Source organism: Planotetraspora phitsanulokensis (genome assembly GCF_016863295.1).
In the GTDB taxonomy this organism is placed as follows: domain Bacteria; phylum Actinomycetota; class Actinomycetes; order Streptosporangiales; family Streptosporangiaceae; genus Planotetraspora; species Planotetraspora phitsanulokensis.
Genome location: NZ_BOOP01000006.1, coordinates 80,821 through 107,282, shown reverse-complemented (window position 1 = coordinate 107,282; position 26,462 = coordinate 80,821). Strand labels below are relative to the sequence as shown.

General features: G+C 72.0%; 26 protein-coding genes. 11 read left to right on the top strand and 15 right to left on the bottom strand.

Annotation, left to right across the window (positions count from 1 at the left end):
- Nucleotides 1-43: 43 nt before the first annotated feature.
- From Pph01_RS08850 to Pph01_RS08835, 4 genes are all read right to left on the bottom strand, one after another.
- Nucleotides 44-2,626: a bpX6 domain-containing protein gene (locus Pph01_RS08850; protein ID WP_275412808.1), complete on the bottom strand. Its 2,583-nt coding sequence runs from the start codon at nucleotides 2,624-2,626 to the stop codon at nucleotides 44-46.
- A gap of 119 nt (nucleotides 2,627-2,745) precedes the next feature.
- Entirely contained in the window at nucleotides 2,746-4,437 is a 1,692-nt protein-coding gene (locus Pph01_RS08845; protein ID WP_204072510.1) for a hypothetical protein, read from the bottom strand.
- Nucleotides 4,434-4,832 carry a bpX5 domain-containing protein gene (locus Pph01_RS08840; RefSeq protein WP_204072509.1) on the bottom strand — a complete coding sequence of 133 codons (399 nt, stop codon included), beginning with the start codon at nucleotides 4,830-4,832 and terminating at the stop codon, nucleotides 4,434-4,436. Before Pph01_RS08840 ends, Pph01_RS08845 begins: the two co-directional genes overlap by 4 nt.
- Nucleotides 4,829-5,980: an AAA family ATPase gene (locus tag Pph01_RS08835; protein WP_204072508.1), complete on the bottom strand. Its 1,152-nt coding sequence runs from the start codon at nucleotides 5,978-5,980 to the stop codon at nucleotides 4,829-4,831. The genes Pph01_RS08840 and Pph01_RS08835 overlap by 4 nt, the downstream gene beginning before the upstream one ends.
- A gap of 66 nt (nucleotides 5,981-6,046) precedes the next feature.
- On the opposite strand from Pph01_RS08835, the gene Pph01_RS08830 reads away from it, so the two are divergent.
- Nucleotides 6,047-6,532 (top strand): GNAT family N-acetyltransferase, encoded by a 486-nt coding sequence (locus Pph01_RS08830; RefSeq protein WP_204072507.1) that lies wholly within the window; start codon nucleotides 6,047-6,049, stop codon nucleotides 6,530-6,532.
- Between the two features lie 126 nt (nucleotides 6,533-6,658).
- On the opposite strand, the gene Pph01_RS08825 is transcribed toward Pph01_RS08830, so the two are convergent.
- The 4 genes from Pph01_RS08825 to Pph01_RS08810 form a co-directional block, all read right to left on the bottom strand.
- Nucleotides 6,659-7,264: a DedA family protein gene (locus tag Pph01_RS08825; RefSeq protein WP_204072506.1), complete on the bottom strand. Its 606-nt coding sequence runs from the start codon at nucleotides 7,262-7,264 to the stop codon at nucleotides 6,659-6,661.
- A 229-nt stretch (nucleotides 7,265-7,493) separates the two neighbouring features.
- On the bottom strand, nucleotides 7,494-7,928 hold the full coding sequence (locus Pph01_RS08820) for a hypothetical protein (protein WP_204072505.1): 435 nt from the start codon (nucleotides 7,926-7,928) through the stop codon (nucleotides 7,494-7,496).
- A gap of 49 nt (nucleotides 7,929-7,977) precedes the next feature.
- The gene (locus Pph01_RS08815) at nucleotides 7,978-8,727 is read right to left on the bottom strand and encodes an ABC transporter permease (protein WP_204072553.1); all 750 of its coding nucleotides are present in this window, start codon (nucleotides 8,725-8,727) and stop codon (nucleotides 7,978-7,980) included.
- Between the two features lie 71 nt (nucleotides 8,728-8,798).
- Nucleotides 8,799-9,803: an ATP-binding cassette domain-containing protein gene (locus Pph01_RS08810; RefSeq protein ID WP_373315645.1), complete on the bottom strand. Its 1,005-nt coding sequence runs from the start codon at nucleotides 9,801-9,803 to the stop codon at nucleotides 8,799-8,801.
- Between the two features lie 31 nt (nucleotides 9,804-9,834).
- On the opposite strand from Pph01_RS08810, the gene Pph01_RS08805 reads away from it, so the two are divergent.
- The 3 genes from Pph01_RS08805 to Pph01_RS08795 all read left to right on the top strand — a co-directional run bounded on the left by Pph01_RS08805 (nucleotide 9,835) and on the right by Pph01_RS08795 (nucleotide 11,922).
- Complete coding sequence (locus tag Pph01_RS08805) at nucleotides 9,835-10,626, top strand: TetR/AcrR family transcriptional regulator (RefSeq protein ID WP_204072504.1); 792 nt, start codon at nucleotides 9,835-9,837, stop codon at nucleotides 10,624-10,626.
- A 36-nt stretch (nucleotides 10,627-10,662) separates the two neighbouring features.
- On the top strand, nucleotides 10,663-11,373 hold the full coding sequence (locus tag Pph01_RS08800) for a YoaK family protein (RefSeq protein WP_204072503.1): 711 nt from the start codon (nucleotides 10,663-10,665) through the stop codon (nucleotides 11,371-11,373).
- Nucleotides 11,374-11,493: 120 nt separating this feature from the next.
- Nucleotides 11,494-11,922 (top strand): VOC family protein, encoded by a 429-nt coding sequence (locus Pph01_RS08795; protein WP_204072502.1) that lies wholly within the window; start codon nucleotides 11,494-11,496, stop codon nucleotides 11,920-11,922.
- A gap of 2 nt (nucleotides 11,923-11,924) precedes the next feature.
- Here Pph01_RS08795 and Pph01_RS08790 read toward each other — a convergent pair whose 3' ends face one another.
- Nucleotides 11,925-12,509 carry a CGNR zinc finger domain-containing protein gene (locus tag Pph01_RS08790; RefSeq protein WP_204072501.1) on the bottom strand — a complete coding sequence of 195 codons (585 nt, stop codon included), beginning with the start codon at nucleotides 12,507-12,509 and terminating at the stop codon, nucleotides 11,925-11,927.
- 151 nt (nucleotides 12,510-12,660) lie between these two features.
- Between Pph01_RS08790 and Pph01_RS08785 the strand changes: the two genes are divergently transcribed.
- Nucleotides 12,661-13,554 (top strand): NAD(P)-dependent oxidoreductase, encoded by an 894-nt coding sequence (locus Pph01_RS08785; protein WP_204072500.1) that lies wholly within the window; start codon nucleotides 12,661-12,663, stop codon nucleotides 13,552-13,554.
- Here Pph01_RS08785 and Pph01_RS08780 read toward each other — a convergent pair.
- A complete protein-coding gene (locus tag Pph01_RS08780) occupies nucleotides 13,514-14,761 on the bottom strand; it encodes an FAD-dependent oxidoreductase (RefSeq protein ID WP_204072499.1) in 1,248 nt (415 codons plus the stop codon). The genes Pph01_RS08785 and Pph01_RS08780 overlap by 41 nt on opposite strands.
- Before the next feature lie 82 nt (nucleotides 14,762-14,843).
- Here Pph01_RS08780 and Pph01_RS08775 point away from each other — a divergent pair, with 82 nt between their 5' ends.
- The gene (locus tag Pph01_RS08775; protein ID WP_204072498.1) at nucleotides 14,844-15,341 is read left to right on the top strand and encodes a MarR family winged helix-turn-helix transcriptional regulator; all 498 of its coding nucleotides are present in this window, start codon (nucleotides 14,844-14,846) and stop codon (nucleotides 15,339-15,341) included.
- Here Pph01_RS08775 and Pph01_RS08770 read toward each other — a convergent pair.
- Nucleotides 15,336-15,566 carry a hypothetical protein gene (locus Pph01_RS08770; protein WP_204072497.1) on the bottom strand — a complete coding sequence of 77 codons (231 nt, stop codon included), beginning with the start codon at nucleotides 15,564-15,566 and terminating at the stop codon, nucleotides 15,336-15,338. The genes Pph01_RS08775 and Pph01_RS08770 overlap by 6 nt on opposite strands.
- Before the next feature lie 176 nt (nucleotides 15,567-15,742).
- Between Pph01_RS08770 and Pph01_RS08765 the strand changes: the two genes are divergently transcribed.
- From Pph01_RS08765 to Pph01_RS08755, 3 genes are read left to right on the top strand one after another with little or no spacing between them, the layout of a single operon-like run.
- Complete coding sequence (locus Pph01_RS08765) at nucleotides 15,743-16,999, top strand: sensor histidine kinase (protein WP_204072496.1); 1,257 nt, start codon at nucleotides 15,743-15,745, stop codon at nucleotides 16,997-16,999.
- Complete coding sequence (locus tag Pph01_RS08760) at nucleotides 16,996-17,688, top strand: response regulator (protein WP_204072495.1); 693 nt, start codon at nucleotides 16,996-16,998, stop codon at nucleotides 17,686-17,688. Before Pph01_RS08765 ends, Pph01_RS08760 begins: the two co-directional genes overlap by 4 nt.
- A 43-nt stretch (nucleotides 17,689-17,731) precedes the next feature.
- A complete protein-coding gene (locus tag Pph01_RS08755) occupies nucleotides 17,732-18,619 on the top strand; it encodes a GNAT family N-acetyltransferase (protein WP_204072494.1) in 888 nt (295 codons plus the stop codon).
- A gap of 47 nt (nucleotides 18,620-18,666) precedes the next feature.
- Here the strand turns inward: Pph01_RS08755 and Pph01_RS08750 are convergent, their stop codons facing one another.
- Nucleotides 18,667-19,869 carry a winged helix DNA-binding domain-containing protein gene (locus Pph01_RS08750; protein WP_204072493.1) on the bottom strand — a complete coding sequence of 401 codons (1,203 nt, stop codon included), beginning with the start codon at nucleotides 19,867-19,869 and terminating at the stop codon, nucleotides 18,667-18,669.
- A 62-nt stretch (nucleotides 19,870-19,931) separates the two neighbouring features.
- Here Pph01_RS08750 and Pph01_RS08745 point away from each other — a divergent pair, with 62 nt between their 5' ends.
- Nucleotides 19,932-20,891, top strand: coding sequence for a helix-turn-helix transcriptional regulator (locus Pph01_RS08745; protein ID WP_204072492.1), 960 nt, complete (start codon nucleotides 19,932-19,934; stop codon nucleotides 20,889-20,891).
- A 55-nt stretch (nucleotides 20,892-20,946) separates the two neighbouring features.
- Here Pph01_RS08745 and Pph01_RS08740 read toward each other — a convergent pair whose 3' ends face one another.
- Complete coding sequence (locus Pph01_RS08740; protein WP_204072491.1) at nucleotides 20,947-23,355, bottom strand: hypothetical protein; 2,409 nt, start codon at nucleotides 23,353-23,355, stop codon at nucleotides 20,947-20,949.
- Nucleotides 23,356-23,757: 402 nt separating this feature from the next.
- Between Pph01_RS08740 and Pph01_RS08735 the strand changes: the two genes are divergently transcribed.
- A complete protein-coding gene (locus Pph01_RS08735; RefSeq protein WP_204072490.1) occupies nucleotides 23,758-24,243 on the top strand; it encodes a hypothetical protein in 486 nt (161 codons plus the stop codon).
- Nucleotides 24,244-24,246: 3 nt separating this feature from the next.
- Here the strand turns inward: Pph01_RS08735 and Pph01_RS08730 are convergent, their stop codons facing one another.
- Both Pph01_RS08730 and Pph01_RS08725 read right to left on the bottom strand, forming a co-directional pair.
- Nucleotides 24,247-25,713 (bottom strand): SDR family oxidoreductase, encoded by a 1,467-nt coding sequence (locus Pph01_RS08730; protein WP_204072489.1) that lies wholly within the window; start codon nucleotides 25,711-25,713, stop codon nucleotides 24,247-24,249.
- Between the two features lie 198 nt (nucleotides 25,714-25,911).
- Nucleotides 25,912-26,457 (bottom strand): RICIN domain-containing protein, encoded by a 546-nt coding sequence (locus Pph01_RS08725; RefSeq protein WP_204072488.1) that lies wholly within the window; start codon nucleotides 26,455-26,457, stop codon nucleotides 25,912-25,914.
- Between the last annotated feature and the right edge of the window lie 5 nt (nucleotides 26,458-26,462).

The following is a 26,462-nucleotide window of genomic DNA, read 5'->3' as shown; positions in this document are numbered from 1 at the left end:
TAGAAATCTACTTTGTAAAGGCCGTGGCGTGGACGAATTCCACTCAACCCACCGAAACCCTCGAACCCACACCGACCACGACCCGAAGGTTGGCCTGCACGGCCCCACGGGCGTCCAGGCCGACGACCCGGCCGCGGTGGTCGAAGACCGTCGCGATTCCGGCGTGCGACCGCAGCCCGACGACCTGCCCATCGGAGTCCGGGAAGGCGACCTGGAACTTCACCTCTCCGGATGGACCGCGCACGCCGGCGGTCCCGCCCGAGGTGGTCACGTAGAGGTCGCCGTCCGCCGAGATCACCGGGTCGTCATGGCGATCGGGGCTCAGCACACGGCCTGAGGCGAGCACCCGCGTCCCCTGCGCCATGCCGGATTCCACGGTCGGCCGTCCACGCAGCGTCCACGTGGGCAGGTCCCAGGTCCATGCCTGCACCAGCCGATCGGCTCCCGGTGCCGTCACAGGGATGAGGCCCAGAGCGGTGAGGGCCGACGGTGTGCGACTGACGGACAGGATCGCATCGGCCTCCTTCATCTCCCGCCAGACCACCCGGGGACGCTCGGAGAGGGTGTCGAGCACGACGATGCCGTCCTCCTGCACGGCCGTCAGCAGTCCGCCGTCATAGGACGGCAGGACCAGCCGAAGACCGCTCAGCGTGGTCCAGTGACGGACCCTGCGGGTGACGAGGTCGAGCCGGTGCACGTCGCTGACCGTCTCCCGGTGGGTGACGAGAAGGGCGGCGCCGCCGTGGTCGGCGACGACCAGTTGATGTGCCGGGGTGTCCCAGCGCGCGCGGACCCGGCCGTCCACGGTGAGCAGGCGTGTGCCCACGTCCCCGCAGGCGACCAGGACCGCGCCGCCGGCCAGGACGACGGCGTCGAAGACGGTGACCGTCCCCGGGGAGGCCGCGGCGACGACCGGCGGTCCGCCCCGCGACGGGCGGCGTCGCCTGGGCCGGGGAAGGTCCGCCGCGGCAAGGGGATCCGCCCGGTCGGAAAGAGACTGGGTCAGGCGGTCGAGAGTGCGGCCGTCCAGCGACCAGCCCTCGTCCCGGACGAGGGCCCTCAGTGTGGTGGTGGCCAGGTCACGGTCGGCTGCCGCGTCGGCGCACCGCAAGGACGCGAAAGCCTGCCCGAATCTCGATCTGGCCGCCATGCCGTCGGCGTCGTCTCCGTCCAGCAGCGCCTGCGCCGTGCCGCGTGCGGCGTCGCCCGGCCATTGCGCGACGAGGTGGGCGAACAGGTGCGCCGCGTCCGGACCTCCCAGCGCGAGGCCCGCCTGGATGTCGGTGAGGACCGACGACCGCAGGGACTCGTCGGGCCAGGCCGCCTCGACGGCGCCGACGTGGTCTCCGGCCGCCTGCCTGTCGAGCACCCAGGCCCTGCGCAGATCCTGGGCGGCCGCGGCGTCGACTCGCTCCAGAAGGGTGATCCCGGAGGCGAACGCGCCGCGGGAGCGGGCGATGTCGGAGGCCCGCTCCCGGTCGCCGGCGCGCCACCACAGCCGTACCGTGAGGTCCGGTGACAGCGCACGCCCCTCGGCCAGTTCGGCGGCCATCCGCCACTTCTTGTGGCGTTCGAGGAGGTCGACGGCTTCGCCGGGCGCATTGAGAAGGTCCGCGAGAGTGAACGCGGCCTCCTCGACACGGCCTGCCTCCTCGAGGCTCCGGGCGGCGGAGCGGTACAGATCGTGAAGGTGCTGGTAGACCGTCTCGCCGTAGGGCACCGATGCCGATCCGGAACCGGGGATCGGGGTCGGGCGGAGCGAGGTCCGGCGTGAGGGGAGCCGAAGGGTCATCAGGCCTTGGTGACCGGTGCCGTTCAACGCGATCGCCTGGCGCAGTGCGTCGTCCCATCGGCTCTGCTGGAAGGCCCGCGTGAGCTGACGCAGGTATCGCTCGTGCCGGCGTCGCACGACCGGCATGGCGGGCGTGCGGACGGTCAGCCAGGTGAGAGCCCGTTGGAGGAGGTGCGGGCGGCGGCCTCCGGCACGATGCGGGCCCGGCCGCCCGGCGGTCGTGCCGGTCCGGCCGGGCATGGGGTGACCGCGACGTCTGCCGAGCCGGTAGAGGATCACCGCGATCGCCCCCACGCCGATCGGACTCAGGTGGAGTCCGGTGTCGTGGAACAGGGCTCCGAACAGGAGCACGGTCCCCACCGCCACCATGGCGGCCGGGATGAGGACGACGAGGACGGTGAGGCAGCCGGCCAGGCCTCCGTGTGAGCTTGTCGTGGGCGCGCCCTCGCGCAGTTCGGCCGCCACTCGTGCGGTCCGGCCGGACGGCCGTCCGATCCGGGCGGCCACGCGCAGGTCCGGTGCCTTCATCTCCTCGAACCGCTCGATCGGGGAGACCTGCGGCTCGGGGGCCTGGACGGGCTTGAGCTCGGTGATCGTCAGTCCGGTCGGGTCCAGCCATTCGGCGGGGCGGAGGACGGGCAGCCTGTTCAGCTCGCCGGTCCGTGTCGCCCCCGCGTGCAGCCAGGTGATCTCGCCGGGGCGGGCGCCGTACGCGCCGGGTGTGACGAGGCCTCCGTCGACGGCGCGGAGCGGGAGTCCCGGTGCGTGCTCCGCGCGCACGTCGAGGGGGGTCGCGAGCGTGAGCAGCCAGCGCGCGTCGGGCAGTGCGCGCAGTTCCGCTCCGTCGTGTCAGTGGGCGATGACGCGTCTGCGTGCCTCGGGTTCGCCGAGCACCGGGGTGTCGATGATGAATCCCGCCGCGCCGATTCTGCCGCGGAATCCGTCCTGGTGGTTCATGCGTCCGCCGCTGTGTGAAGGAGGATCTGCCCGGTGACGAGGTCGCCCGCCTTGAGCCGTCCTGTGTCGTCGAGTGCGGCGATCAACGGCAGGGTCGGGTGGACCACCGGCGGGGCCGGCAGCCCGGACCAGTCGGTGAGCGTCACCGTGCCCGACCGGCGTACCAGCCGGAGGAGGACTCCACCTGGCCCGGAGGTCACCAGAACCGGCTCCTGTCCGTCGAAGACGAGTCCGAGGACGTGGGATCGAGGTTGGATCGTGATGATCGTCCGCGGATTCCGCGGGTGGACGACCTGCCAGGTGACGGCGTCGCCCGATCGGGCGTATCCGCCGCCGCCCAGGATGACGGTGTCGTCCTGGGGCTCGATCGGCCCGGAGATCCGTGGGATGGACACGTGTTTGCCGTCCGGTCCGTGGGTGACATGGTGTGGCTGGTCGAACTGGTCGCCCGTCGCCGGTCCGACGGCGACGAGATCCGTCTGGAGGGCTCCGCGGTCCCGGGTGAGTCTCCACCAGCGGCGGTCGCGGAGAGGGAAGATCACGTCGCCGGACTGGTAGTGGAGGGGGACGAGTCCTTCGGCGCAGATCTGGTGCACGCCGGCCATGTCGAGGCCGGCGGCTTCGACGGGGACGGACATGGACGCGACCCTGCCCAGCGGTTGCCCGATCGTCTGGACGCGCAGCCGGTGGTCGCTCTCGATGAGGGCGACGATGCGTTTGCCGAGGATGGAGGCGGCGAGGACCGGACCTTCGAGACGGTGCAGGCGTCGCCGGACGGGGCCTCGCCCGGGGGTGCGGGGCACGTGGATGGAGACGAGTTCGGCCGAGGTCGTGCCGCGTGCCAGGATCCGCCGTGCCGAGCTCGGGAAGATGGGGAACCGGAGTGCGCCGGGGACCTCAGGGTTTCCCGCGGCGGCCGGCTCTCGCCTGAACTCGGCGCCTCTCAGCGCCCGCACCGCGATCGGGCCGGGCGGCAGGGCGAGTTCGGCGCCGTCGCCGTCGCATGTGACGCGCACGTGGGTGGCCCCGTGTTCTCCCCATGCCGATTCGCGGCTGCTGACCACGCGGCGCCGTCCATGAAGTTTCGAGGACAGGCGTGGGCCGGTGAGGATCCAAACGTCGTCGCCGTCGGCGACGTCATGGGTCCAGGCGGCGACGTCGCCGGAGTCGGGCTCCGCGTCACCACGGCCGTCGAGCCAGGTCTTGAGCAGTTCGGGGAGGTCGCCGGTGTGCCAGTCGCCGGGTTCGCGGCCGAGGATTCCGACCGCGAGCGTTGTCCCCAGAGTCGCGGCGCGGCGATGTAGGACGATCATGCAGGCGAGCTGGACCAGGCGTCCGGCTCCCGCCTGGCCGGGGCCGGTGTCGGCGAGCACGGCCACCCGTCCTCTGGCCGCCGGGGTGCGGACGGCGGGGGCCAGGTGGAGGAGCTCTCGGTGGGCGGCGCGGCGCAGGAACTCGTCGGGTGCCTCGTCGGCGAGAAGCCATTCGGACACGAGCATGAGCTCCGGGTGTCCGTGCGTGGTCACCCCTTCGAATCCGTCGAGGCCGCCCGGTCCCGGGCGGGCCCGATCCTGGCTGGAGACGAGCCGGTCGACGCCTCGGACCAGCGGCCCGAGTGCCAGGGCGAGGTCGGGGGTGAGGTGGGACAACGACTCCGTCCACGGACTCAGCCCGGTGGGGAGTCTCATCCGTCCTCCAGCGAGGCGGGGTCGACGGGTCGCAGCGGCATGTCCGTGACCAGGGCGTGGCTCGGCATGAGCGCGGCGATCCTGCCGGCCGGGTGACCGGCCACGAGGTGGTCGCGCCACAGTTCGGCCCGTGGCACGGGCGTCCGTGTCGTCGGGACGAGCAGTCCGGCGTCGAGGCCCAGGTAGTGGGCGCCGTCGGCCCAGGGCAGGTCCTCCTCGCCGCCCAGGACGAGGATCCAGTCATCGGCCGCGGCGACGCGCAACTGCGCGCCTTCGAGGACCCGGGAACGGGCGGACGCCGCGAGGGCGGCCGCGACCGGACCCGAACCGGCCACCGCCACGGCGGGCAGGGGCGGCTCGCGTGGCACCCATTCCAGGCCGAATCCCGGGGTCACGGGCTCACCACGGCGACCAGCCGCGCCCGGACCGACCTGAGCGGTTCGGCGAGGTCGTCGGTCGCGAACCAGGCGTCGATCTCGCGCAGTGTCGCCTCCACGCGCAGACGCTGGTCGCGATCGGGTTGTGCCGCATCGAGTTCGGTGAGCAGGGTGCGGCCGGTCTCGGCGAGCCGGGTGGCACGTGCCTGTGCGCCGCGGGAGAACTCCTCGGCGGCATGTGTCAGGTTGCGGTTGTCTGACTTGTCCATCAGGTCGGCGAGTGTCTCCCTGGCGGCGGCCTGTGTGTCCGCGGTCGGGACGATCAGGGGCAGCACCCAGAGATCGGCCATGGAGGCGGTGGACCGTCCGTCCAGGATCGCCGCCGCCGCGACCAGTCGCTGGACGCGGACCGCCCGCCGGTCGGTGATGTGGATGCCCGCGGCGCGCAGGCGCCGGATGGCGGTGCCGATGAGCGGCTGGACCTGCGACATGTCGCATCCCCGCGCGGCGGTGGCGAGGCGGTCCACGGCCTCCATCAGCCCGGCGTGATCGTGCTCCACCGTGTCGGGCAGCCGCCAGCCCGCCTCCAGGAGTTCCTCGAGCCGCGCGTCGGGGACCGGTTCGACGAAGATCCTGGCGAGGAACCTGTCGGCGAACGCCGCCAGAGAGGGATCGTCGGGCAGGGTGTTCGCCGCGCCGACGCAGACTCTGAGGGGTGTGGAGACGGCGGTGTGGCCGCGCCGGAAGACCCGTTCGTTGAGGATGCCCAGCAACGTGTTGAGGATGGCGGTCGAGCCGAGGAAGACCTCGTCGAGGAAGGCGACGTCCGCCTCGGGCAACATGCCGGCCGTCTCGATCTCCACCACGCCGTCGCGCAGGCGGCGCAGGTCCACGGGTCCGAACACCTCGTTGGGCTCGGTGAAACGCCCGAGCAGGTATTCGAAGTATCTGCCGCCGAGGCTTCCCGCGACGCGGCGGACGGCCTCCGACTTGGCCGTGCCGGGCGCGCCGATCACGAGCAGGTGTTCGCCCGCCACCGCGCACAGCGCGACCACCTCGGCGATCAGCTCTCGCTGGACCAGTCCGGCGCGTGCGGCGGCCACCGCGTCGCGGACCGCGGCGGCGTCCTGAGTGAGATCGATGCTCGGCTCGGAATCAGTTTTCACGCGCCGGAGTGTACGGAAGCAGGCGGCGGACGATCATCCGAATTGTGTGCTTTGCAGGATGTTGGGGTGATTAACCAATTGACGCTCGTCTGGCCGATGCCGTTGAGTGTCGCGATGCCCCGGCTCCGCATCGAACCCGTCGGCGACGCCACGCTCGAAGACTGGCGTCACGTCCACAACGTGATCATCCCCTCCGATCCTCTGTCGACCGACGAGGTGCGAGAGCGCGTCGGGCGCAACCATCTGGAGGTGGCGTATCTCGGCGACGTGCTCGTCGGTTGCACGACCGTGCGTCCTCCCGCGGGCGACGCGGCGACCGCCACGGTGATCGTCCGTGTGCTTCCGGCCCATCGGCGAAACGGGTACGGCGAGGAGCTCTACGAGACGGAGGTGGCGCACGCCCGGACGTCGGGCGCCCGGGCGATCGAGACCGTGGTCCTCGCGTCGAACGCGGACGGGCTGCGGTTCGCGCTGTCCCACGAGTTCGTGGAGGTGTCCCGCTACCTCCCGCCAGAGGACGAGGACCCCTTCATCACCCTGAGACTCCAATGACACCCCCTCTCTTGGCTGTGATCATGCACAGGTACGGCGACAGGCGCTCTCATCAGGGGAACGCGAACCGTGATCATGCATACCTTCGGCGAAACGCCCGCTGACCAGGGAGGACGTCGTGCGTGATCATGCGGCGTCGACGGTCTCGGCCTCCTCGGCCTTCTCCGTACGGCGTGAGCGGCCCGCCCGGACGGCGACGGACGCGCCGATCAGCACGACCGCGACGGCGGCGAGCAGCCAGCCGTCGCCGATCTCCGCGGCGGCGTAGCCCGCGATCGCGTCCGCCGCCACCCACGCGGTCCCGCCGGCCAGGACCCAGCCGATGAACCGCCGGTACGGCATGCCGAGCGTCCCGGCCAGAACCGGGATGAGCGAGTCCATGACCGGCAGGAAGTACGACAACGCGAGCGCCGGGCCGCTGCGCCGCAGGACGTCGCCTGCCTGGCGCCAGCGCGCATCGCCGACTCGGGATCCCCATCGGCCGTGCAGCAGGCGGGAGCCGTACCGGCGGCCGAGGAGGTGGCCGACGGACGCGCCCGTCACGCATCCGGCCGCGCCGGAGGCGATCACCGCCGCGACCTCGGCCGGCCCGCTCGCGGTGGTCCCCGCCAGGAGGATGAGCGCGTCGGCCGGGATCACGAGGCCGACCAGCAGCATGCCGTCGAGGACGAGGAAACCGAACAGGGCCGCGCAGACGATGACGAGGCTCTGGTCTCTCAGGACGTCCAGCACGAGATCAAGCCTCGTCGAGGCGTGGTCCGGGAACATCGGGAGCGACCCTGACGCGTCCCTGATACCGATCGGCCACAAGGAGGAGGGCGGCGGTACTCCCGTCGTGTGACCGGCCGGATTCCGCTACCGCGCCGGCGGAACAGAGCGCGGACCGGCGACGCGGGTCGACCGTCAGGTGGTGAGGCCGCCGCCCACCGGAAACGGGCGGGTCAGGAGGTACGGATGACCGTCACTCGGGCTGGTCCCAGATGCTGGGGGGATCGGGGGTCGTGCGGTCGGAGGGCCAGGCGAGCGCGGAGGCGGCGGCGTCCAGGTCGTCGGTGGCGATCACGAGCCGGACGCCGCCGAAGGTGGTGTAGGCCAGGTCGATGTTGACGCCGGCGTCGGAGAGCTCCCTGGCGAGTTCGCCGAGCGTGCCGGGGCGGTGTTCGACGTCGATGACCATGACAGGGCGCACCTCGACCACGCCCATTCCGGCGGATTCAAGCTTTTCGCGGCATCGGGCCGCCACGTCGTCGTCGACGAGGATGTGGACGACGCCCTTCCCCTCACCCGTGACGGCGGCGAGGCCGAGCACGTTCACGCCGGACTCCCCGGTGATCTCTCCCAGTCGGGCCAGCTCACCGGGTCGGTCATTGAGGATCACCTCGATGTCCGTCGGCATGGTCCAATTTTCCCATGCAGGCATATACCGGACGCAGTGGGCTGCCTGGTCAGCGGTCGAGCCGGGCGTAGCGCCGTACGGCGAGGGGGAAGAAGATCGCGCTCAGTGCCAGCGGCCAGAACAGGGCCATCGCCGTCGAGTGCTCCGCGATCCATGATCCGCCACTGGTGGGATTGCCGAACAGTTCACGTGTGGCCGTGATCGTGGCGGCCAGCGGGTTCCACTCCGCGACGGTGGCGAGCCAGCCCGGCATCGTGTCGGTCCAGACGAACGCGTTGGACAGGAAGCCGATGGGCCACACCAGGATCTGGAGGGCCACGACGGCCTCGGGCGAGCCGATGGCGAGCCCGAGATGGATGCCGACCCACAGGAACGCCAGGCGCAGCAGCAACAGCAGTCCGACGGCCGCGGCCGCCCTGCCCCAGCCGTCGTGCCAGCGCCAGCCGACGGCGAGACCGCAGAGGATGAGCACGGCGAGCCCGAGGACGCTGTTCAGCATGTCGGCCGCGCACCGGCCGACCACGACCGCGGACCGGGACACCGGCATCGAGCGGAACCGGTCGGTCACGCCCTTGGCCGCGTCGGCGGCGACCGCGGTGAAGGTCGCCTCGACGCCGAAGAGCATGCTGAGGGCGAACATGCCGGGCATGAGGAACTCCCGGTAGTCGCCGCCCCCGGGTACGGCCATGCCGCCGCCGAAGAGGTAGCCGAACATCAGCACGATCATGACGGGGAACAGCAGGCCGACGACCACCTGGGCGGGCTGCCTGGCCCAGTGCGCGAGGATGCGCGTGGTCATGGTCCAGCCGTCGGCGACCGCCCACTTCAGCCGTGAGGCCGGGCCGTACGGGGCGTGCGGGGTGGCCGTCGTCACGCGGCCACCTCCTTCCGGGAGTCGTCGTGTCCGGTCAGGTGGAGGAACACCTCGTCGAGGGTGGGCCTGCGGACGCCGATGTCCTCAACGGCGAGGCCGGTGGCCTCGAGCGTCCGGGCGAGCTCGGCGAGGGCGGCCGCCTTCTCGCGCACGGGTGCGCTGACGCGGCGGGTGTCGGGGTCGAGCGAGACCTGAGCGCCGGTGGCCTGGGCGAGGACTCCGGCCGCCGCCGGGAGGTCGGCGGCGTCGTGGAGGACCACCTCGACGCGGTCGCCGCCCAGCGCCGACTTGAGCTCTCGCGGGGTCCCCTCGGCGATCACCCTTCCCGTGTCCATGATGGAGATCCGGTCGGCGAGCTGATCGGCCTCCTCCAGGTACTGCGTGGTGAGCAGGGCGGTGCGGCCCGTGGCGACGAGCGCTCGGACGGCCTCCCACACCTCGTTGCGGCCGCGGGGGTCGAGGCCGGCCGTGGGTTCGTCGAGGAACAGCACGGGCGGGGAGAGGATCATGCTGACCGCCAGGTCGAGGCGGCGGCGCATCCCGCCCGAGAACTGCTTGACCGGCTTGTCTCCCGTCTGCGCCAGGCCGAACCGTTCGAGCAGCTCGTCGGCGCGGGAACGGGCGCGGGCGCGGCCCAGGTGGGACAGCCGCCCGAACATCACCAGGTTCTGCCGTGCGCCGAGCACCTCGTCGACGGCGGCGTTCTGGCCCACGAGCCCGATGTGCGCGCGGACCTGTGCGGCCTGCCGTACGACGTCGTGGCCCGCCACCGAGGCGCGGCCGCCGTCGGGCCGCAGCAGCGTGGTCAGCATGCGCACGACCGTCGTCTTGCCCGCGCCGTTGGGGCCGAGCAGCCCGCACACGCCGCCCTCGGGCACGGCCAGGTCGAAGCCGTCGACCGCCCAGGTGTCGCCGTAGCGCTTGCGCAGTCCTTCCGCGACCACCGCGAACGTCATCCCCGCCTCCATCCACTCGGTTCCGTACGTTGTACCGTACAGCATACGGTACAGGTGAAGGATAGACTGCGCGGCGATGACGGAGTACACGGGCAGGGGAGATCCGGCGCGGAGCCTGGCCATCCTGTGGCGCACGGGCGAGCGGGCGAGCAGGAAGGGCAAGCCCGACCTGAGCGTCGACCTGATCGTGCGGGCGGCCGTCGAGGTGGCCGACGCGGAGGGGATCGCCGCGCTGTCGATGCGCAAGGTGGCCGAGCGGCTCGGGGTCGGCACGATGTCGCTCTACACCTACGTGCCGGGCAAGGCTGAGCTGCTCGACGTCATGTTCGACACGGTCTGCGGCGAGGCGGCCATGCCCGAGGACGTCCCCGGGGGCTGGCGGGGCAGGCTGGAGCTGATCGCCAGGGAGAACCTGGCCCTCTTCCGGCGGCACCCGTGGATGTTGCACATCTCCGCGACCCGTCCCCCTCTGGGGCCGAACATCGTCGCCAAGTACGACTACGAGCTGCGTGCCGTCGACGGTATCGGGCTGGACGACGTCGAGATGGACTCGGTGATCACCTTGGTCGGCGGGTACGTGACGGGTGCGGCACGGGGGGCGGTGGAGGCGGCTCAGGCCGAGGGGAGCACCGGGATGACCGACGAGGAGTGGTGGTACGCCCATTCCCCGTTCTTCGCCAAGGTCTTCGACCCGGCCCGATACCCGCTCGCGACCCGCGTCGGCGCGGCCGCGGGCGAGGCCCACAACGCGGCCTACGACCCCGGGCACGCGTTCGAGTTCGGCCTGCAGCGGGTGCTCGACGGCATCGAGACGTTCATCGGGTCCCGTGCGGTGCGTCCGGCCGAGTCCGGGGAAGCTGAACGGTAGGACCGTCCGCCCGGGACGGTGGGCGGGGGTGGCGGGATGCGGGCTGCGGCGACCGCCCCGAGCGCGGGAAGGCGGGCCCGGCTCGGGCCGCAGATCCTGGCGACCGCGCTGACGCTGGCGACGGGGGCCACCAACGCGATCAGCTTCTTCGGCCTGGGCGGCGTCTTCACCAGCGTCATGACCGGGAACCTCGTCCTGCTGGGGCTCGCCGTCGGCCGTCCCGATGCGACGCTCGCCGCGCACGCGATCGGCGCCATCGCCGGGTTCGTCGCCGGCGTGGTCGCAGGCAGCCATGTCATCGGCCGGACCGGGCCGGGGCATCCCGGCTGGGGCGTCCGGGTGGCGGTCGTGCTGGGGGTCGAGTTCCTGATGCTGGCCGGGCTGCTCGGGACGTGGGCGGCGGAGGACGGCCACCCCACCGGAGGCGTGCGGCTCACGCTGGCGGGCGTGGCCTCGCTGGCCATGGGCGCGCAGAGCGCGGTGATCAGGACCTTCGGGATCCCCGGCCTGTCGACCACCTTCTTCACCGGGACGCTGACAGGCGTGGTGGCGGGCCTGGTCATCGAGGGAAGGGTGCAGTGGCACAACGTCGTGCTGCTGGCGTCGGTGGTCGTCGGGGCGGCGGCCGGCGGGTGGATGGTCGATCATGGTGGCCCCTATGGGCCCGTGGTGCCCACCGCGCTCCTGGCGCTGGTGCTCGCCGGCCTGTGGCCGCTCGCCGTACGGCCGGGGCGTACGGCGGCGTGACCGAGCACGCGGACGCGAGGCGGCGAGACGCCGACTCGAAGGCGGCCGGGGCACGGGATTTGTCGGTGGTCCCGGTTAGCGTTGCGGGCACGAGACGAACGGCGACGAAGGGAGCACACCGTGTTGCGAGGGCTGACCACGGTCGCGTACCGGTCGACCGACCTGGAGGCGGCGAAGCGGTGGTACGCCGAGTTGCTCGGCGTGGAGCCGTACTATCAGCGGCCGGCGTACGTCGAGTTCCGCATCGGCGACTATCAGCATGAGCTCGGCATCATTGACAGCACGTACATGCCGGACCTCGGCGGCGTGGACGAGGGCGTGGTGGGCCCGGCCGGCGCCATCGTGTACTGGCACGTCGACGATGTGCACGCCGCCCTCGATCGGCTGACCTCCATGGGCGCGAAGCCGCACCATCCCCCTCGGGACTTCGGCGACGGGTTCATCGGCGCCTCGGTGATCGATCCGTTCGGGAACGTCCTGGGTGTCATGCACAACCCGCACTACCTGGAGGTCCTGAGCTCGTCAGGCGGCCCGGCCGCCACAGCGTGAGATCAGCCGGACTGCGGGTGGCGCCGCCGGTAGGCGGCCTTCTTGGCTTTGTTGCCGCAGGTGTTCATGGAGCACCAGCGGCGGTTTCCCGGCCGGGAGACGTCGACGAACAGGCCCTCGCAGTCCGGGTCGGCGCAGCGGCGAAGTCGTGACCTCGCGGGCCCGGTGAGGACGTCCACCGCGTCGCGGGCGACGAGGGCGAGCACGTGCCGCACCTGGGCCCCATCCTGGTGCCAGCCGAGCCGTCCGCCCTCGTCGAGCCGGGGGGCGAGGGCCGGGCGGGCGGCCCAGTCGTTGAGGATCTCCGCGTCCCGTGGGTCGGGGGACCCCCCTGTGCGCACCCGCTCGGCCGCGCGGTCGATCGCCTCGCGCAGGCGGCGCGCCGCGGTGAGCGTGACGGGACCGGCCGGGGGAGCCTCGTCGAGCAGCCCGGCCTCCACGCACCATCGCGAGAGGTCGCCGGGGACGGCGAGCCGTTCACGGGGAGCGGGTGCGCCCCGGTCGCCCAGCGTCGCGGTGAATGTGAAGCACAACCGCCCGTTGCCGAACCTGAAACCGTCGTCCCGGGGTCCGTCGCCGCTCTCCACGGAACCACTATAGCCGGTTCCATCATGATGCCCTCGCGGTGCTAGCGTGCAGGCCGGGCGGGTGCGGGTACGACGAGCGCCAGAGCCTGTCGAGCCGAGGCGTGCGCGCCTCGACCGTCGCGCGAGTTCGAAGATCGAGGGGGATCCAGCGATGACAGCGATGAACGTCGGCTTCGTGGGGCTCGGTGCCATGGGACGGGGGATGGCGGCCAATCTGGTCCGCGCGGGCCATGCCGTACAGGTGTGGAACCGTTCGCCGGGGCCGGTCGCCGAACTCGTCGCGCTGGGGGCGTCCGAGGCGGACGGTCTCGAGACCGTGTTCGCCAACGACGTCGTGATCTCCATCCTGTCCGACGACGCGGCCGTCGAGTCGGTCCTGCTGGATCCGCGCCTCCTGGAAGGGGCGGCGGCGACCGTCCACGTCAACATGGCGACGGTCTCGGTCGAACTGGCCGACCGCGCCGCCGCCCTCCACGCCGAGCACGGCGTCGGCTACCTGTCGGCTCCGGTGATGGGCCGGTCCGAGGTGGCGGCCGCCGGGAAGCTCAACATCGTCGCGGCGGGCGACGGCGCGCTGATCGACCATGTGGAGCCGCTGTTCGCGGCCATGGGCCAGCGCACGTGGCGCATGGGCGACACGCCTCACCAGGCCAACCTGGTCAAGATCGCGGGCAACTTCCTCATCGCCTGCGCGATCGAGTCCGTGGCCGAGGCCTGCGCCCTCGCGGAGTCGAGGGGGATCAGGTCGACCGGGCTCGTCGACCTGCTGACGAACACGATCTTCCCCGGCGTGATCTACTCCGGCTACGGGTCCATGGTCGCCGAGCGGCGCTACGAGCCCGCGGGGTTCCGCCTCTCGCTCGGGCTCAAGGACGTCTCCCTCGCGCTCAGCGCCGGGGCGGGAAGCAATGTGCCGCTTCCATTCGGGAGCGTGCTGCGCGACTCCTTCGTGGACGCGATCGCGCACGGCGACGCCGACCTCGACTGGGCGGCCGTCGCCGAGGTCATCCGGCGCCGCGCGGGCCTGGCCGCGGGGAACTCGTGACGGAGGGGCGCGGCATGAGGGGGTTGCCCAGCGAGGCGGAGACCATCTGGAAGCCGTGGTGGAGCATCTCCGCCTCGTAATGTCCCACGGCGTCGAGCAGGGGCACGCCCCTCGCCGCGACGCCGACCAGGGCCTGCCGCAGGAGTTCGGCGTGGCGAAGGGTCGTGTTGGCCCCCTCCCCGCGCCCGGGCGACATGGTGTGCACGGCGTCGCCGAGGAGGGTGACGTCCGTCGTCGGCCACGGGGAGACGGGCCGGGCGCTGCGCAGGCCGACCGGGAAGGTGGCGGGGACGTCGGCCTCGTCGAGGATCCGCCGGGCCAGCGGGTGGAAGTCCGCGACAGTCTCACGCGCCAGTCGATGCAGGGTCTCCCCGTCGGACTGCCGGAAGCGCTCGGCGGTGAGCGACGGCCCGGCCGCCCATCCGGTCCGCTCGTCACTGGAGACCATCCAGGCGAGGTAGCCGGGCATGTCCGTCAGCCGCGCGCCGGGGGCGAGCCTCGCGACGGCCTCAGGCACGGGCTCCCTGGTCCTGCAGGTGACCACGGACATGGCCGCGTCGCCGGGCGCGATGAGACGGTTGAAGCTGTCGACGAGGACATCGGGGAGCCAGTCGAGCATGCCGGGCGTGATCGGCGTCCGGCCGTAGACGAAGTTCCCGATGTCGTCGACCTCGGCGGCGGGCAGCAGCTGGCGGCGGACCGCCGAGTTGGTCCCGTCGGCGCCGACGAGCAGGTCGCCGGTCGCGACGGTCCCGTCGGCGAAGTGCGCACGCACCCGGCCGTCGCCGGCATGGTCGTACCGGACGAACGTCTTGCCGAAGTGCCGTACGTCGTCGAGGCCGGACAGCAGGATCTCGCGCAGCGTCAGCCGGTTGACTCCGAAGAAGACGTCGTGGGGGAGCAGCGGGACGGGCTTTTCGAACTTGGGGTTCAGCAGGTGGTCGAGGAACGCCATGCGTGTGGCCGGCAGGATGGCCGTCGCGACGCAGAGCTCGAACAGGTCCTCGGGCAGGCAACTCCTGAGGGCGGACGTGCCCTCCTCCTTGAGTGAGATGCGCCAGCCCTGGCCGCGGAAGCGGGCGGACCGGTCGCGCTCGTAGACGTCGACGCGGATGCCGGACTTGCGCAGGCCCTGAGCGAGGCAGAGCCCGCCGACGCCGCCGCCGATCACGAGCACGTGCGGGCCGTTCGAATGGTCTTCGTTCATACGGGGTCCTTTCGGGGAAACGGCCCCACCGTAGCCTGATAGCTGTCGCGACAGCAACAGTCGTGCCAGCTACCATGACGCGATGGAATCCCCATCAGCCGGAAGCCGGCCGTACCAGGATCAGAACCGCGCCGTCCCGATCGCGCTCGTCCTGGGAGGCGGCTCGCTTCTCAACCAGGTCGGCCGCGAGCTGCGCACCGCCGTGGAGAGCCAGCTGGCCCCGTTCGACGTCACGTCCCAGCAGGCCGCGCTGCTCCTGCACGCCGCGCGGCAGGAGGCGAGCCCCAACCAGCTCGCGCCTCAGCTCGGGACCGACACGGCGGGCATGACCAGACTGCTGGACCGCCTCGAGGACAAGGGGCTGGTACGGCGGCGCAGGCATCCCGGCGACCGGCGCTCCATCGTCATCGAGGTGACCGAGGAGGGACGCGCGATCGTCCCCCGTCTGGCCCCTGTGTTCGGGCGTGTCACAGGGCGGCTGCTGGCGGGATTCTCCGAGACGGAGGTCCGGGAGCTCACGGGCATGCTCCAGCGCATGCTGGAGAACCTGACCGGGACCGGAGCCGAAGCGTTGTCATGACCCCTTGTGCGGCTCCGCGGCGATGACCACGATCACGCCCAGGAGCGCCAGCGTCAGGTTCGCGAACAGCGCGTGTTCGGCGAGGACGTCGACACGAGGGATGACGACGCGGTTGAAGAAGTTCAGCACGATTCCGAAGAACGGCTGAACCAGCAGGTGGTCGATGGCTCCGCTGACCCCCTGCACGGCCAGGAAGACCCCGATGAACTGAATCGTCGAGCGCATGATCGGAACGCTAGGGAGCCGGCGCCGGCCGCGGAACGGCCATGAGGCCCTCCGCGGCCCGTCCGGGGTATCGTCCCGGCGGGCCGGGACCGACCAAAGTAGCGGCCGTCCGGACTTCGGTACCGTCGCGTCGCGGCCACCTGGCCGGACGCCGTCCGGTCGGTAGCCTCGAAACGATGGACGGCGTGGCGACCCGGCGCAGCACCCGGGACTGGATCGTGGACACCTGCCTGTTCCTGTTCGCGGTCGCCTTCGGGCTGCTCACGGCATCGGAGCGCGTTCAGGCGCCGCTGCCGGAGCCGGCATGGGTCTTCAGCCTCGACCAGATCGTCGCCACGCTGGGCTGCGCCGCCCTGTGGCTGAGGCGCAGCCGGCCGGTCGAGCTCTGCCTGGTGCTGAGTGCCCTGTCGACGTTCTCGGAGTTGGTTTCGGGTGCGATGCTGGTCGCCCTGTTCACCGTCGCGGTCCACCGCCCGCCTCGGACGACGGGGATCGTATTCGCGCTGAGCCTCGTCGCCGCGGTCGTCTACGTCGAGGTGCGCCCCGAGCCGGACACGCCCGGACTCCTGATCTGGCTGCTCGGGCTCGCCATCACGGGCGCCACAGTCGGCTGGGGCCTGTTCATCCACCACCGGCGGGAACTGGTGATGTCGCTACGCGACCGGGCGGCCCGCGCGGAGACCGAGGCGCACCTGCGGGCCGAGCAGGCCCAGCTGCGCACGCGCGAGGCCATCGCCAGGGAGATGCACGACGTGCTCGGCCACAGGCTGTCGCTGCTCAGCGTCCACGCCGGCGCGCTGGAGTACCGCCCCGACGCCCCGCCCGAGGACGTCGCGCGCGCCGCCAAGGTCATCAGAGAGAGCGCCCACCAGGCGCTGCAGGACCTGCGCGAGGTCATCGGCGTGCTCCGCGCCCCGGTCGGCGAGTTGCCGCAGCCGACCTTCGCGGACGTCCACCAACTCGTCGCCGAGTCGGTCGAGGCGGGAATGCGGGTCGACCTGTGCCAGGAGGTCGGCGACCCGGTTCCCGACGGCATGGGCCGCACGGCGTACCGCGTCGTCCAGGAAGGCCTGACCAACGCCAGGAAGCACGCCGCGGGGGCCGACGTGCGGCTGCTGGCGGTGGGGGCGCCCGGACAGGGACTGACGGTCGAGGTGGGCAACACCGCCCCGAACGCCGCCCCGAACGCCGCCCCGAACGCCGAGCCGGTCCCCGGACCGGTCAGCGCACCGGGCTCCCCGCCAGGCTTCCCACCGGGCTCCCCACCGGCCCCAACGTTGGGCGCCGCACCGGGGGGCCTCGCGCGGAAGGTCCCAGGGCAGGGACTCCTCGGCCTGGCCGAACGCGTCGCGCTCGCGGGCGGGAGGCTGGAGCACGGCCCGACCGAGGAAGGCGGCTGGCGGCTCACGGCATGGTTACCCTGGCCGACATGACCACCTCGGACTCCCTCCCCGTGGGCGTGCTCATCGTCGACGACGACCCCCTGGTGCGTGCCGGCCTGACGATGATGCTCGGCGGCGCGCCCGACGTCCGCGTGGTCGCCGAAGCCGGTGACGGCGCGGAAGCCCTGTCCCTCATCGATCTGCACGATCCCGACGTGGTGCTGATGGACATCCGGATGCCCGCGATGGACGGGCTGTCCGCCACCGAGGCCCTGCGCGCCCGCCCGCGGGCGCCGGAGGTCATCGTCCTGACCACCTTCGACGCCGACGAGCACGTCCTGCGCGCCCTGCGCGCGGGCGCCGCCGGCTTCCTCCTCAAGGACACCCCGCCCGACGAGATCGTGGCCGCGGTGCGCCAGGTCGCCAAGGGGCACCCCGTGCTCTCCCCGGCGGTCACCCGGCGCCTCATCGCCCGGGTCGCCCACTCCGGCCAGGACCGGCGCCGCGCCGACGCCGGGCGGCGCCTCGCGCTTCTCAACGACCGTGAACGCGAGGTGGCCGTGGCGGTCGGAGAAGGCAGGTCGAACGCGCAGATCGCCGCCGTCCTCTACCTCGGCGTCCCCACGGTCAAGACGCACGTGTCGAGCATCCTCACCAAACTCGGCCTCAACAACCGGGTGCAGATCGCGCTGCTCGTCCACGACGCCGGCCTCCTCGACGAGCAGGACGCGGCGGGCTAAATCGGTCGACGTGCCGTAGGGCGAATCGCTAGTGTCCCCGCCTGTGCCGGAAACCGACTCACCGATCGACCCGAACGAGGTCAGGCCGCCTTCCCCGGACATGCCAGTCCGGCGGCTGGGCCTCGACGACCTCCCCGACTGCATGCTGCTGGCCCAGGACCGCGACTGGTCCCGTGAAGAGCACAAATGGCGTCTTCTGTTCGACGTCGGCGAGGTCTACGGCATCGACGACCCCGCCGGCGGGCTGGCCGGGACGGTGGTGTCGACCCGGTACGGCACAGGGGTCGCCGGAATCGGCATGATGCTCGTCGCGCGCAGGCACGAGCGCCAGGGTCTCGGCAGGCGGCTGATGACGCACGCGCTCGAGCGGAGCGGCACGGCCAGCGTCTGGCTGACGGCCACCGAGTACGGGCGCCCGCTCTACGAGCGTCTGGGCTTTCGCGCCATCGGCCACTCCAGCGCGTACACCGGGCCGTTCCGTGCCCGGCCCTCGGACCCGGCCCGGCCCGTGTCGCGTCCGATGACCGCGGCCGACCTTCCCGCGGTGCTCGCCCTGGACGCCGAGGCATGCGGCGTACCGCGCACCGAACTGGTCACGCGGCTGCCCGCGTTCTGCACGTCGATGCGCGTCGTGGACGGACCCTCCGGCATCACGGCGTACGGCGGGGCATGGCGCAACGAGAGCGTCACCGTCCTCGGTCCCCTGATCGCCGGTGAGGGGGAGACGGCCGCGGCGCTGCTGTCCGACCTGGCCGCGGAGGCCGAGGGCCCGCTGCGCGTCGACGTGGAGCACCGGTGGCCCGCGCTGATCGACTGGGCTGTGGACCACGGCCTCACCCGGGCCTTCACGACCACGGTCATGATCCAGGGCGCGGACCTTCCCGGCGACCGCGACCGGTTGTTCCTCCCGGTGACGGTCGCCCTCGGCTGAGCCCGCGCGGGCCGGCGCCGCCCGGGCCGCGCCGGCCGTGACCTGGTTCACGAGGCGAACTGGACGTCCCGGACATCCGCCTTGGGGGCGAGGAACGCGGCGAGCGCCGCGCCCTCGGCGGCCAGCGCGTCGGCGTCCTCGCCCGAGATCTTCGCGAACGGGCGGATCACCAGTGTCGCCTTCCCGCGCTCCTCGGCGAACGTCCACGTCCCCGCGGTGAATCCGTCGAGCAGGATGAGGCGGGGCACGGGCCCGTGGGGGTCGAAGTCCTGCCGCCGGTAGGCGTCGGTCACCACCCGCGACCTGTCGGCGTGCGAGAGCAGGAGATTGTCGAAGTCGTACAGGAACCGGGCCGGCGCGGGGGTCTCCGGGTCCGGCCGCGGCGCGTCCGGCAGGTCGAACAGTTCGGCGCCGTTCTCGTCGCGGAAGGACAGCAGGCGGGGCCGCAGCCGCTCGAGGACCTCGGTCAGCCGGGTGAGACCCGACCACATCTGCACGTCCCGCACGGTGGCGGGGCCGAACGCCGCGAGGTAGCGCAGGACCATCTCCCCGACCGGGTAGTCCGCGCGCAGCGGCCGGCCGAGCCAGGCCTCGGCCGTGGTGTGCCTGGCCAGGCCGCTCGCGCCCCAGACTCCGCGCGGCGGCACCTGGACCAGCGGCAGGGCGGCCCGCACGGTCTGGGCGAGGGCCGCCTGGTCGCGGCCCGGCCACCGCTCGCCGAGGACCCGGCCGAGCTCGCTGAAGGTCAGCGGCCTGTCCTCGACCGCCGCCCTGCCCGCACGGGCGAGCTCGTCCGGGTCGATCCCCGCGACGCCCTTTCCGAAGACGGATCTCGTGCTGCGCTCGATCGTCGGCTGGATCAGTCCACGCAGGGCGAGGGCGTCCGGCGCCGTCATCAGATGGATCGTCGAGCGCATGAGCGCGATCCGGACGGCCCCCCTGTTCGTCAGCAGGTCGGCGGCCTCGCGCGGATCGAAGGCGGACAGCCGGGCCCACAGGCCGACGTACCAGGTGTGCGGGGTCTGCGCCTGCAGGCCCACGAGGTGCTCGATCGCCTCGTGTGCCGTCATGTCGTGGCGGCGCAGCAGGAGCTGGCGCTCGAGCGTGGCCCGGCTGAGTGCGCGGCGGCTCAACACGGGTGCTCCCGCCGGGTGCCCGGTCCTCGTCACCGTGCGGGCAGGGGCGGGTTCCCGCTGGGCGCCGTCCTGGGAGGGGCGGGCATTGGGGCGGATGTCGTTGCCGTTCTCCATGCCTCGAACGGTAGACGCCAATTAGGAACACCTCATTCCTAATGAACCGGCAGACTGGTCTCATGTTGGAGACCTCGGCACGGCTGCTCCGCCTGCTGTCACTGCTGCAGACACCGCGTGACTGGACGGGGACCGAACTCGCCGAGCGGCTCCGCGTGAGCACGCGGACCGTCCGTAACGACGTGGAGCGGCTGCGGGCCCTCGGTTATCCCGTGGACGCCACCCGGGGAGCGGTGGGCGGCTACCGGCTGGGCGCCGGGTCGGCCCTCCCGCCGCTCCTGCTCGACGACGAGGAGGCGGTGGCCGTCGCGGTGGGGTTGCGCACCGCCGCCGGCGGCGCGATCGCTGGCCTGGAGGAGACGTCCCTGCGGGCGCTGGCCAAGCTCGAGCAGGTGCTGCCGTCCCGGCTGCGCCGCCGGGTCAACGCCCTGCACACCTACACCGTCCAGGTGCCACGCGACGGCGCGGGACCGGTGGTCGACCCCGAGGTGCTGACGACGCTGGCGGCGGCCTGCCGCGACCACGAGCTCCTGCGGTTCGGCTACCGCGACCACGCGGGGTCGGCCGGTCTCCGGACGGCGGAGCCGTACCGGCTGGTCAACTGGGGCCGGCGGTGGTACCTCGTGGCCTGGGACGCCGACCGCGGCGACTGGCGGACGTTCCGGGTCGACCGGATCGAACCGCGCACGCCGAACGGCCCGAGGTTCACACCCCGCGAACTGCCCGAGGACGACGTCGCCGCCTACGTCTCGCGCCGGGTGTCGGCGGCGGCCTGGCGTCACCACGCCCGGGTGACCGTCCACGCGCCCGCGCAGGCCGTCGCCGAGCGCATCACGCCCGCCGTCGGGACCGTGGAGATCGTCGACGAGACCACGTGTGTCCTGCGGACCGGGGCGGACACACTCGGCACCATCGCCGTCTACCTCGGGCTGCTCGGACTCGACTTCACCGTCGACGACCCGCCGGAACTGGTTGCGCACCTGCGCGAACTGGCCGCCCGGTACGACCGCGCCGCCGGCTGACACTGGTCCGCAGGCTGAAACCGCGCCGCAGGCTGAGACCGCGGCCGTCCGGCGTTCACCCCTGCGGCTGTTCAGGCGGCCCGGCCGCGAGCAGCGCCGCCGCCTGGCCCACGGCCTTCCACAGGGCGGGGTCCTCCCAGTAACCGGTGTGGCTGCCGACGCGGGGGACCGGCTCGCCGTACCGGAACGTGCTGGTGGGCGGGTCGGGTATCTCGACGTCCTGGCAGGAGGCGGCTCCGATGGAGCCGCCGACGTAGTCGGTCAGGTAGTAGAGGTTCACCCAGCGTTCCACCCGCAAGCGGTTCAGCATGTCCTGGTTGAAGTAGGCGGGGAAGCCCCAGTTGTACAGCTTGTGGACCGGAGCCCCGAACGTCACGAGCGACACCCGGTCGTCCGGGCTGCGGCGGTCCGGCTGGGCGAGCGCGGCGACGGCCAGCACGGAGCCCTGGCTGTGCGCGGTGAGCAGCACCCTGCCGTCGTTGTCGTGCAACCACCAGATGCGGCGCTGGAGTTCGGGCACCGCGCGCTCGGCGTACGACGGCGGGGCGAACGGATGGTAGGAGCGGGGCCAGAACGTGCCGACGTCCCACAGGACGCCGATCACCTTGCGCTTGGTGAGATCGCTCCAGCCGGATCGCAGCAGCACGATGAGGAACAGGGGGAGCGCCGCGGCGAGCGTCGTGCCGAGGCCGATCAGCCAGGGGGGCGCGCCGCCGGTCGCGCTCTCGTCCAGCTGCATGGAGCCGACCAGGAACACTCCCGCGACGACGATCCCGGTGAGCAGCAGGTCGATGTCCAGGGGCGCCTGGGCGAGGCGCCGCCAGGCGGCCACCGTCTGCGCCCAGGACCGCACCCGCAACCAGTCGTGGACGGCCGGATCCCGCACGGCGGGGTCGGAGACGGTGGAGGCCACCCATTCCACGGGACCGCCGGCGGGCGGGGCGCCGGCCTGCTCCTGTGCGAGATAGGCCTGCCGCGTCCGCTCCGTGGCCGGCCCGCTCGCGGCGCGCCAGAGCAGGACACCCTGCCAGAGCAGGAACACCAGGGCGATCGCTCCCGGCAGGAGGGCCAGGTACGGTGCGAACGGCCGGATGACCTGGAATACGGCGATGACCGGCTCCTGGGGCGGGATGAGGTAGTCGGTCTCCGAATAGTGGATGGCGCCCACGGAGTCCGCGACCCGGATCAGCGAGCCGAGCATGAAGACGTTGAGCACCCCCGCCGCGAGCGCCATCACGACGAACGGCGCCGCCCAGCGGAACCTGTCGTAGCCGCGGCGGGCCGCCTGCCCCGCGAGGGCCAGCCCGACGATGAGCACCAGTACGGCCGCCATCCGCATGCCGGGCAACTCCGTCATGTCGGTCAGCCAGAGCGCCAGCAGGGTCGCCCCGACTGTGGCGGCCGTCAGCAGCCACCCGCTCGCCGTCACGGCCGTGACGGCGAGCACCGTGACCAGCACCAGTGCGAGAGTTCCCGCGACCGCGAGGTTGGTGAGGTTCACGGCCTGCCCCATGCCGGGCAACTCGCCCTCGGTGAAGGCCACGGCCGGCTGCGTCCACGCGAAGACCGCCGACAGGACCAGGGCCGCGACGGCGACCGCGAGCATCGCGCCGGCCAGCTTCTCCGGCCACCGTTTCTCCGTCTCGGCGACGAGCGCCACGGCCACGCCGGCGAGGACGAGGCCGCTCAGCGCCAGGGTGGTCAGCGCGAGGGGCCGCTGCTCCACGTTCACCGTCGAGCGCACGGTGTGGGCGATGAGCGCGGCCAGCATGGCGACCGCCGCCGCCAGATGCGCCGTGCCGAGGCGGGAGGTGGCACGCCTGCCGTTCCAGAAATCGGGGTGCGCGAGCCCGGCGGTCAGCGCCGCCGCGCTGCGGGCGGGATCGGGGGAGGGAAGCGGGCCGCGGGCCGGGGGGCGCACCGTCTCGTACCGGCCCAGCGTCCTGCGGGAGAGCACGAGCATGATCGCGATGGCCAGCAACGGGACGGCCGCCGCGATCAGGACGCGCCGCCCGGGATGGTCCGCGACGAAGCCGAACTGGAGCCCGAACCCGTACAGCGGCCACGGTTTGACGCATTCGGCGCGACCGCCGCACTGGTATCCGAGGTAGTCGACCGGGATCCAGGTGAGGAACAACACGGCGTTCAGGGTCACGGCGAGCGCAGCCCAGCGGATCGCCGCCCGGTAGGCGGCGAAGACGCGCGGACGCCGCAACATCTGAGGGGGGAACATCCAGCCGGCGAGGTTCGCCAGCAGGAAGGGCAGAAGCAGCAGCCACAACACCCGGGTGCCGCTCCGGGAGGTCAGCCCGCCCCAGGAGTACGCCTCGATGTGGCGGCCCTCCGCGTCGGGCCTTCGGTAGAACCCGGCGATCGCGTCGCCGCCGACCTGCTGGAGGGGGACGTCGCCCAGCATGCCCTGGGGTGAGGTGCCGCCCACGCCGTGGAGCCGGATCTCGGTCACGCCGTCAGAGGGGGGCTCCGGAGGTACGAGTCCCGCGCCGAGGCCCTGCGCCGGTCCTGCCACTGGTCCAGCCGTCGGCTCCGTTTCGGACACGGCCATGACGGCCTCCCGTTCGCCCGCTGATCGATCGTGCCGCGATTGGACCACATGGAACGATGCAATGCACGACTTTTGCGGACACGATCTGCGGCGGTGGTTCGCCCGCCGCCGAAACGTCCGGAACCTACGGTGTCGGAGCCGGCTCCTTCCGGCCGCGTCCGGGCTCCATGCCTGGATGGCGACCCGATGGAGCACCCGCGTCGCCATGCTCGGTGACTGCGCTCGCCCGCGGTTCTCACGGAAATCGCCTGGGATGGCGTGAGAACCGGAAACGCTGCTTGCCGACTGAAACGGAGACGACCGATGACCGACGAATCCCCGAGGACCGATGATCGCAGGCCCGCACTGGTCGTGACCGGGATGACCGACCACGTCCTCAGACTGGCGGCCACCTGGACCGCGTGGGACGGCACCCCGTTCCACATCGACGACCGGATCTACACGCCCCACAAGGCGATCCGCCGTGTCAGCGATCACCTGGTCGACCACCTCGCCGAGATGGAGGCCCGCCTGGCCGGGCGCGAGCCCCTGCCCGATCACTGGCACGCCTCCGCGACCACCACCCTCGCCGACCTCGCCCCGTTCACCCACGAGGACCTGGACGAGGCCCGCAGTCGCATCACCCGGCTGGCGCAGATGTGGACGGACCGCCTGGACGCGCTCACGCCCGAACAACTCGACCACTCGCCCGGCGACGGCTGGACCTTCCGCCAGCTCGCCTTCCACCTGGGCGGATCGACCTACTACGCCGACGCCGTGGGATCGCTCGTCCCGGCGGGGAAGGTCTGACCGTCAGGCGGCGTGGCTCTGCCGGGCCGCGGCCCTGGCGACGTTGCCCGGCATGCGGCCGAAGATCAGCCCGTGCAGGGGCGAGATGCCCCGCCAGTAGAGGTGGCCGAGCAGGCCGTGCGGATGGAAGATGGCCCGCTGGCAGTAGACCGTCCGGCCGTCCTCCTCGTGGCAGGCGAGCTCCAGCCACGCCAGGCCGGGCAGCCGCATCTCGGCGCGCAGCCGCAGCAGCGCGCCGGGGACGATCTCCTCGACCCGCCAGAAGTCGACGGCGTCCCCGACCCGCAGCCTGTTGGCGTCGCGCCTTCCCCGGCGCAGGCCGACCCCGCCCATGAGGCGGTCGAGCAGCCCCCGGATCCGCCAGGCGACGGGCAGGGAGTACCACCCGTTGTCGCCGCCGACCCCCTCGATGACCTGCCACAGCGCGGCAGGGGAGGCGTTCACGACCTTGCTGCGCTCATCGACGTAGAGGCTGCCGCCCGCCCAGTCGGGGTCGGTCGGCAGCGGGTCGCTCGGCGCGCCCGGAGTCGAGGCCGACGACCAGCGGGTGGCGACGTCGGCCTCCTTGATCCGGCGCAGCGCCAGATGCACGGCCTGGCGGAAGTCGATGAGCCCTTCGGGGAGGTCGGGGACGTACCGGGTGATGTCGTGCTCATGGCAGATCGCCTCGTTGCGCAGGGATTCCACGAGCGGCCGGGCGACTCCGGCGGGCACCGGCGTGACCAGTCCGACCCAGTAGCTCGACAGCCGCGGGGTGAGCACGGGAACCGGGATGATCATGCGAGGTGGCAGGCCTGCGACCTCGGCGTATCCCCGCATCATGTCGGCGTACGAGAGGACGTCGGGGCCGCCGATGTCGAAGGCCCGGCTCACCTGGGCGGGCAGCTCCGCTACGCCCACCAGATAGCGCAGCACGTCCCTGATCGCGATCGGCTGCGTCAGTGTGCGCACCCAGCGGGGTGTGGTCATGACCGGCAGCCGCTCGGTGAGATAGCGCAGCATCTCGAACGACACCGACCCCGAGCCGATGATCATCGCGGCGCGGAGCGCGACGGTCGGGACGTCCGACGCCAGCAGGATCCGCTCGACCTCCCCGCGCGAGCGCATGTGCGGTGACGGCCTGCTGGCGGTGGTGAGTCCGCCGAGGTAGATGATCCGGCGCACGCCCGCGTCCCCGGCCGCGGCGGCGAACACCTCCGCCGCCCGCCGGTCCTTCCGAGCGAAGTCGCGTCCCGACCCCATCGTGTGGATGAGGTAGTAGGCGACCTCGACCCCGTCGAGGGCCGCCCGGGTCTGCTGGGGGATCATCGCGTCCGCCTCGCGGACCTCCACCCGGTCGCGCCAGGTCTGGTCCCGCAGCCTGCCGGCGGCCCTGGCCATGCACCGGACGTCGTAGCCGGCGTCCAGCAGTTGCGGCACGAGCCTGCCGCCGATGTAGCCCGTCGCCCCCGTGACCAGACACCGCGTCATCGCCTCACCCCCGAAGGGATGCATACCCGAAGCCGGCGTGAGTTCCTGCATGCCGTCGCCCGTTCACAGGTCGTCGCGGAATGGGGATCACTCACGCCGGCGAATGAAGGCCATTACGGGGATGTCAATTCCTGCCCGGCGGACCGTCCGGCGGCGGAATGGCCGGCGATGGTGAACTTCGTCGCGGGTCTGATCCGATCAGTAGAACACCTGGTTGCCGGAGTATTTGCAACCCCACACCTGAAGGGCGGTTCCGTCGACCGTTCCCTGGCCCAGCACGTCCAGGCAGAAGGAGGTGTCGTCGCGACGGAACGAATAACCCGACTTCGTTCCCTCGGGCGTCGTCACCGAGCCGACGTATTCCTGGACCCACCGCTGGTTCGCATAAGCCGAACTGCAGTCTTGCTGCTTGACGCGGGATCCGTTCGCGGGATTGGTGACCAGGTCCAGACACTTCCCGGTGTAGTAATTCCGCATCTGGTACGCGTATGAGCCGTCGGCGAAGTTGATGCGGTGCAGGCACCAGTACTGGCTCTCGCCGTTGTACCAGGTCCAGATGTGCGACAGCGCGCCGTTGGACTTGGACGGGCCGGCGATGTCGATGACCATCCGCTTGCTCTGCGCCCTGCTGGCCGCGGCGGCTCCCCACCAGAATCCCTGGTTGCCGACGTTCCAGTCGGCTCCGTAGCGGGCGGAGCAGATGCTGGCGGCGGCCTGTGCGGGCTGTGCGGTCGCCAGCGGCACGGCCA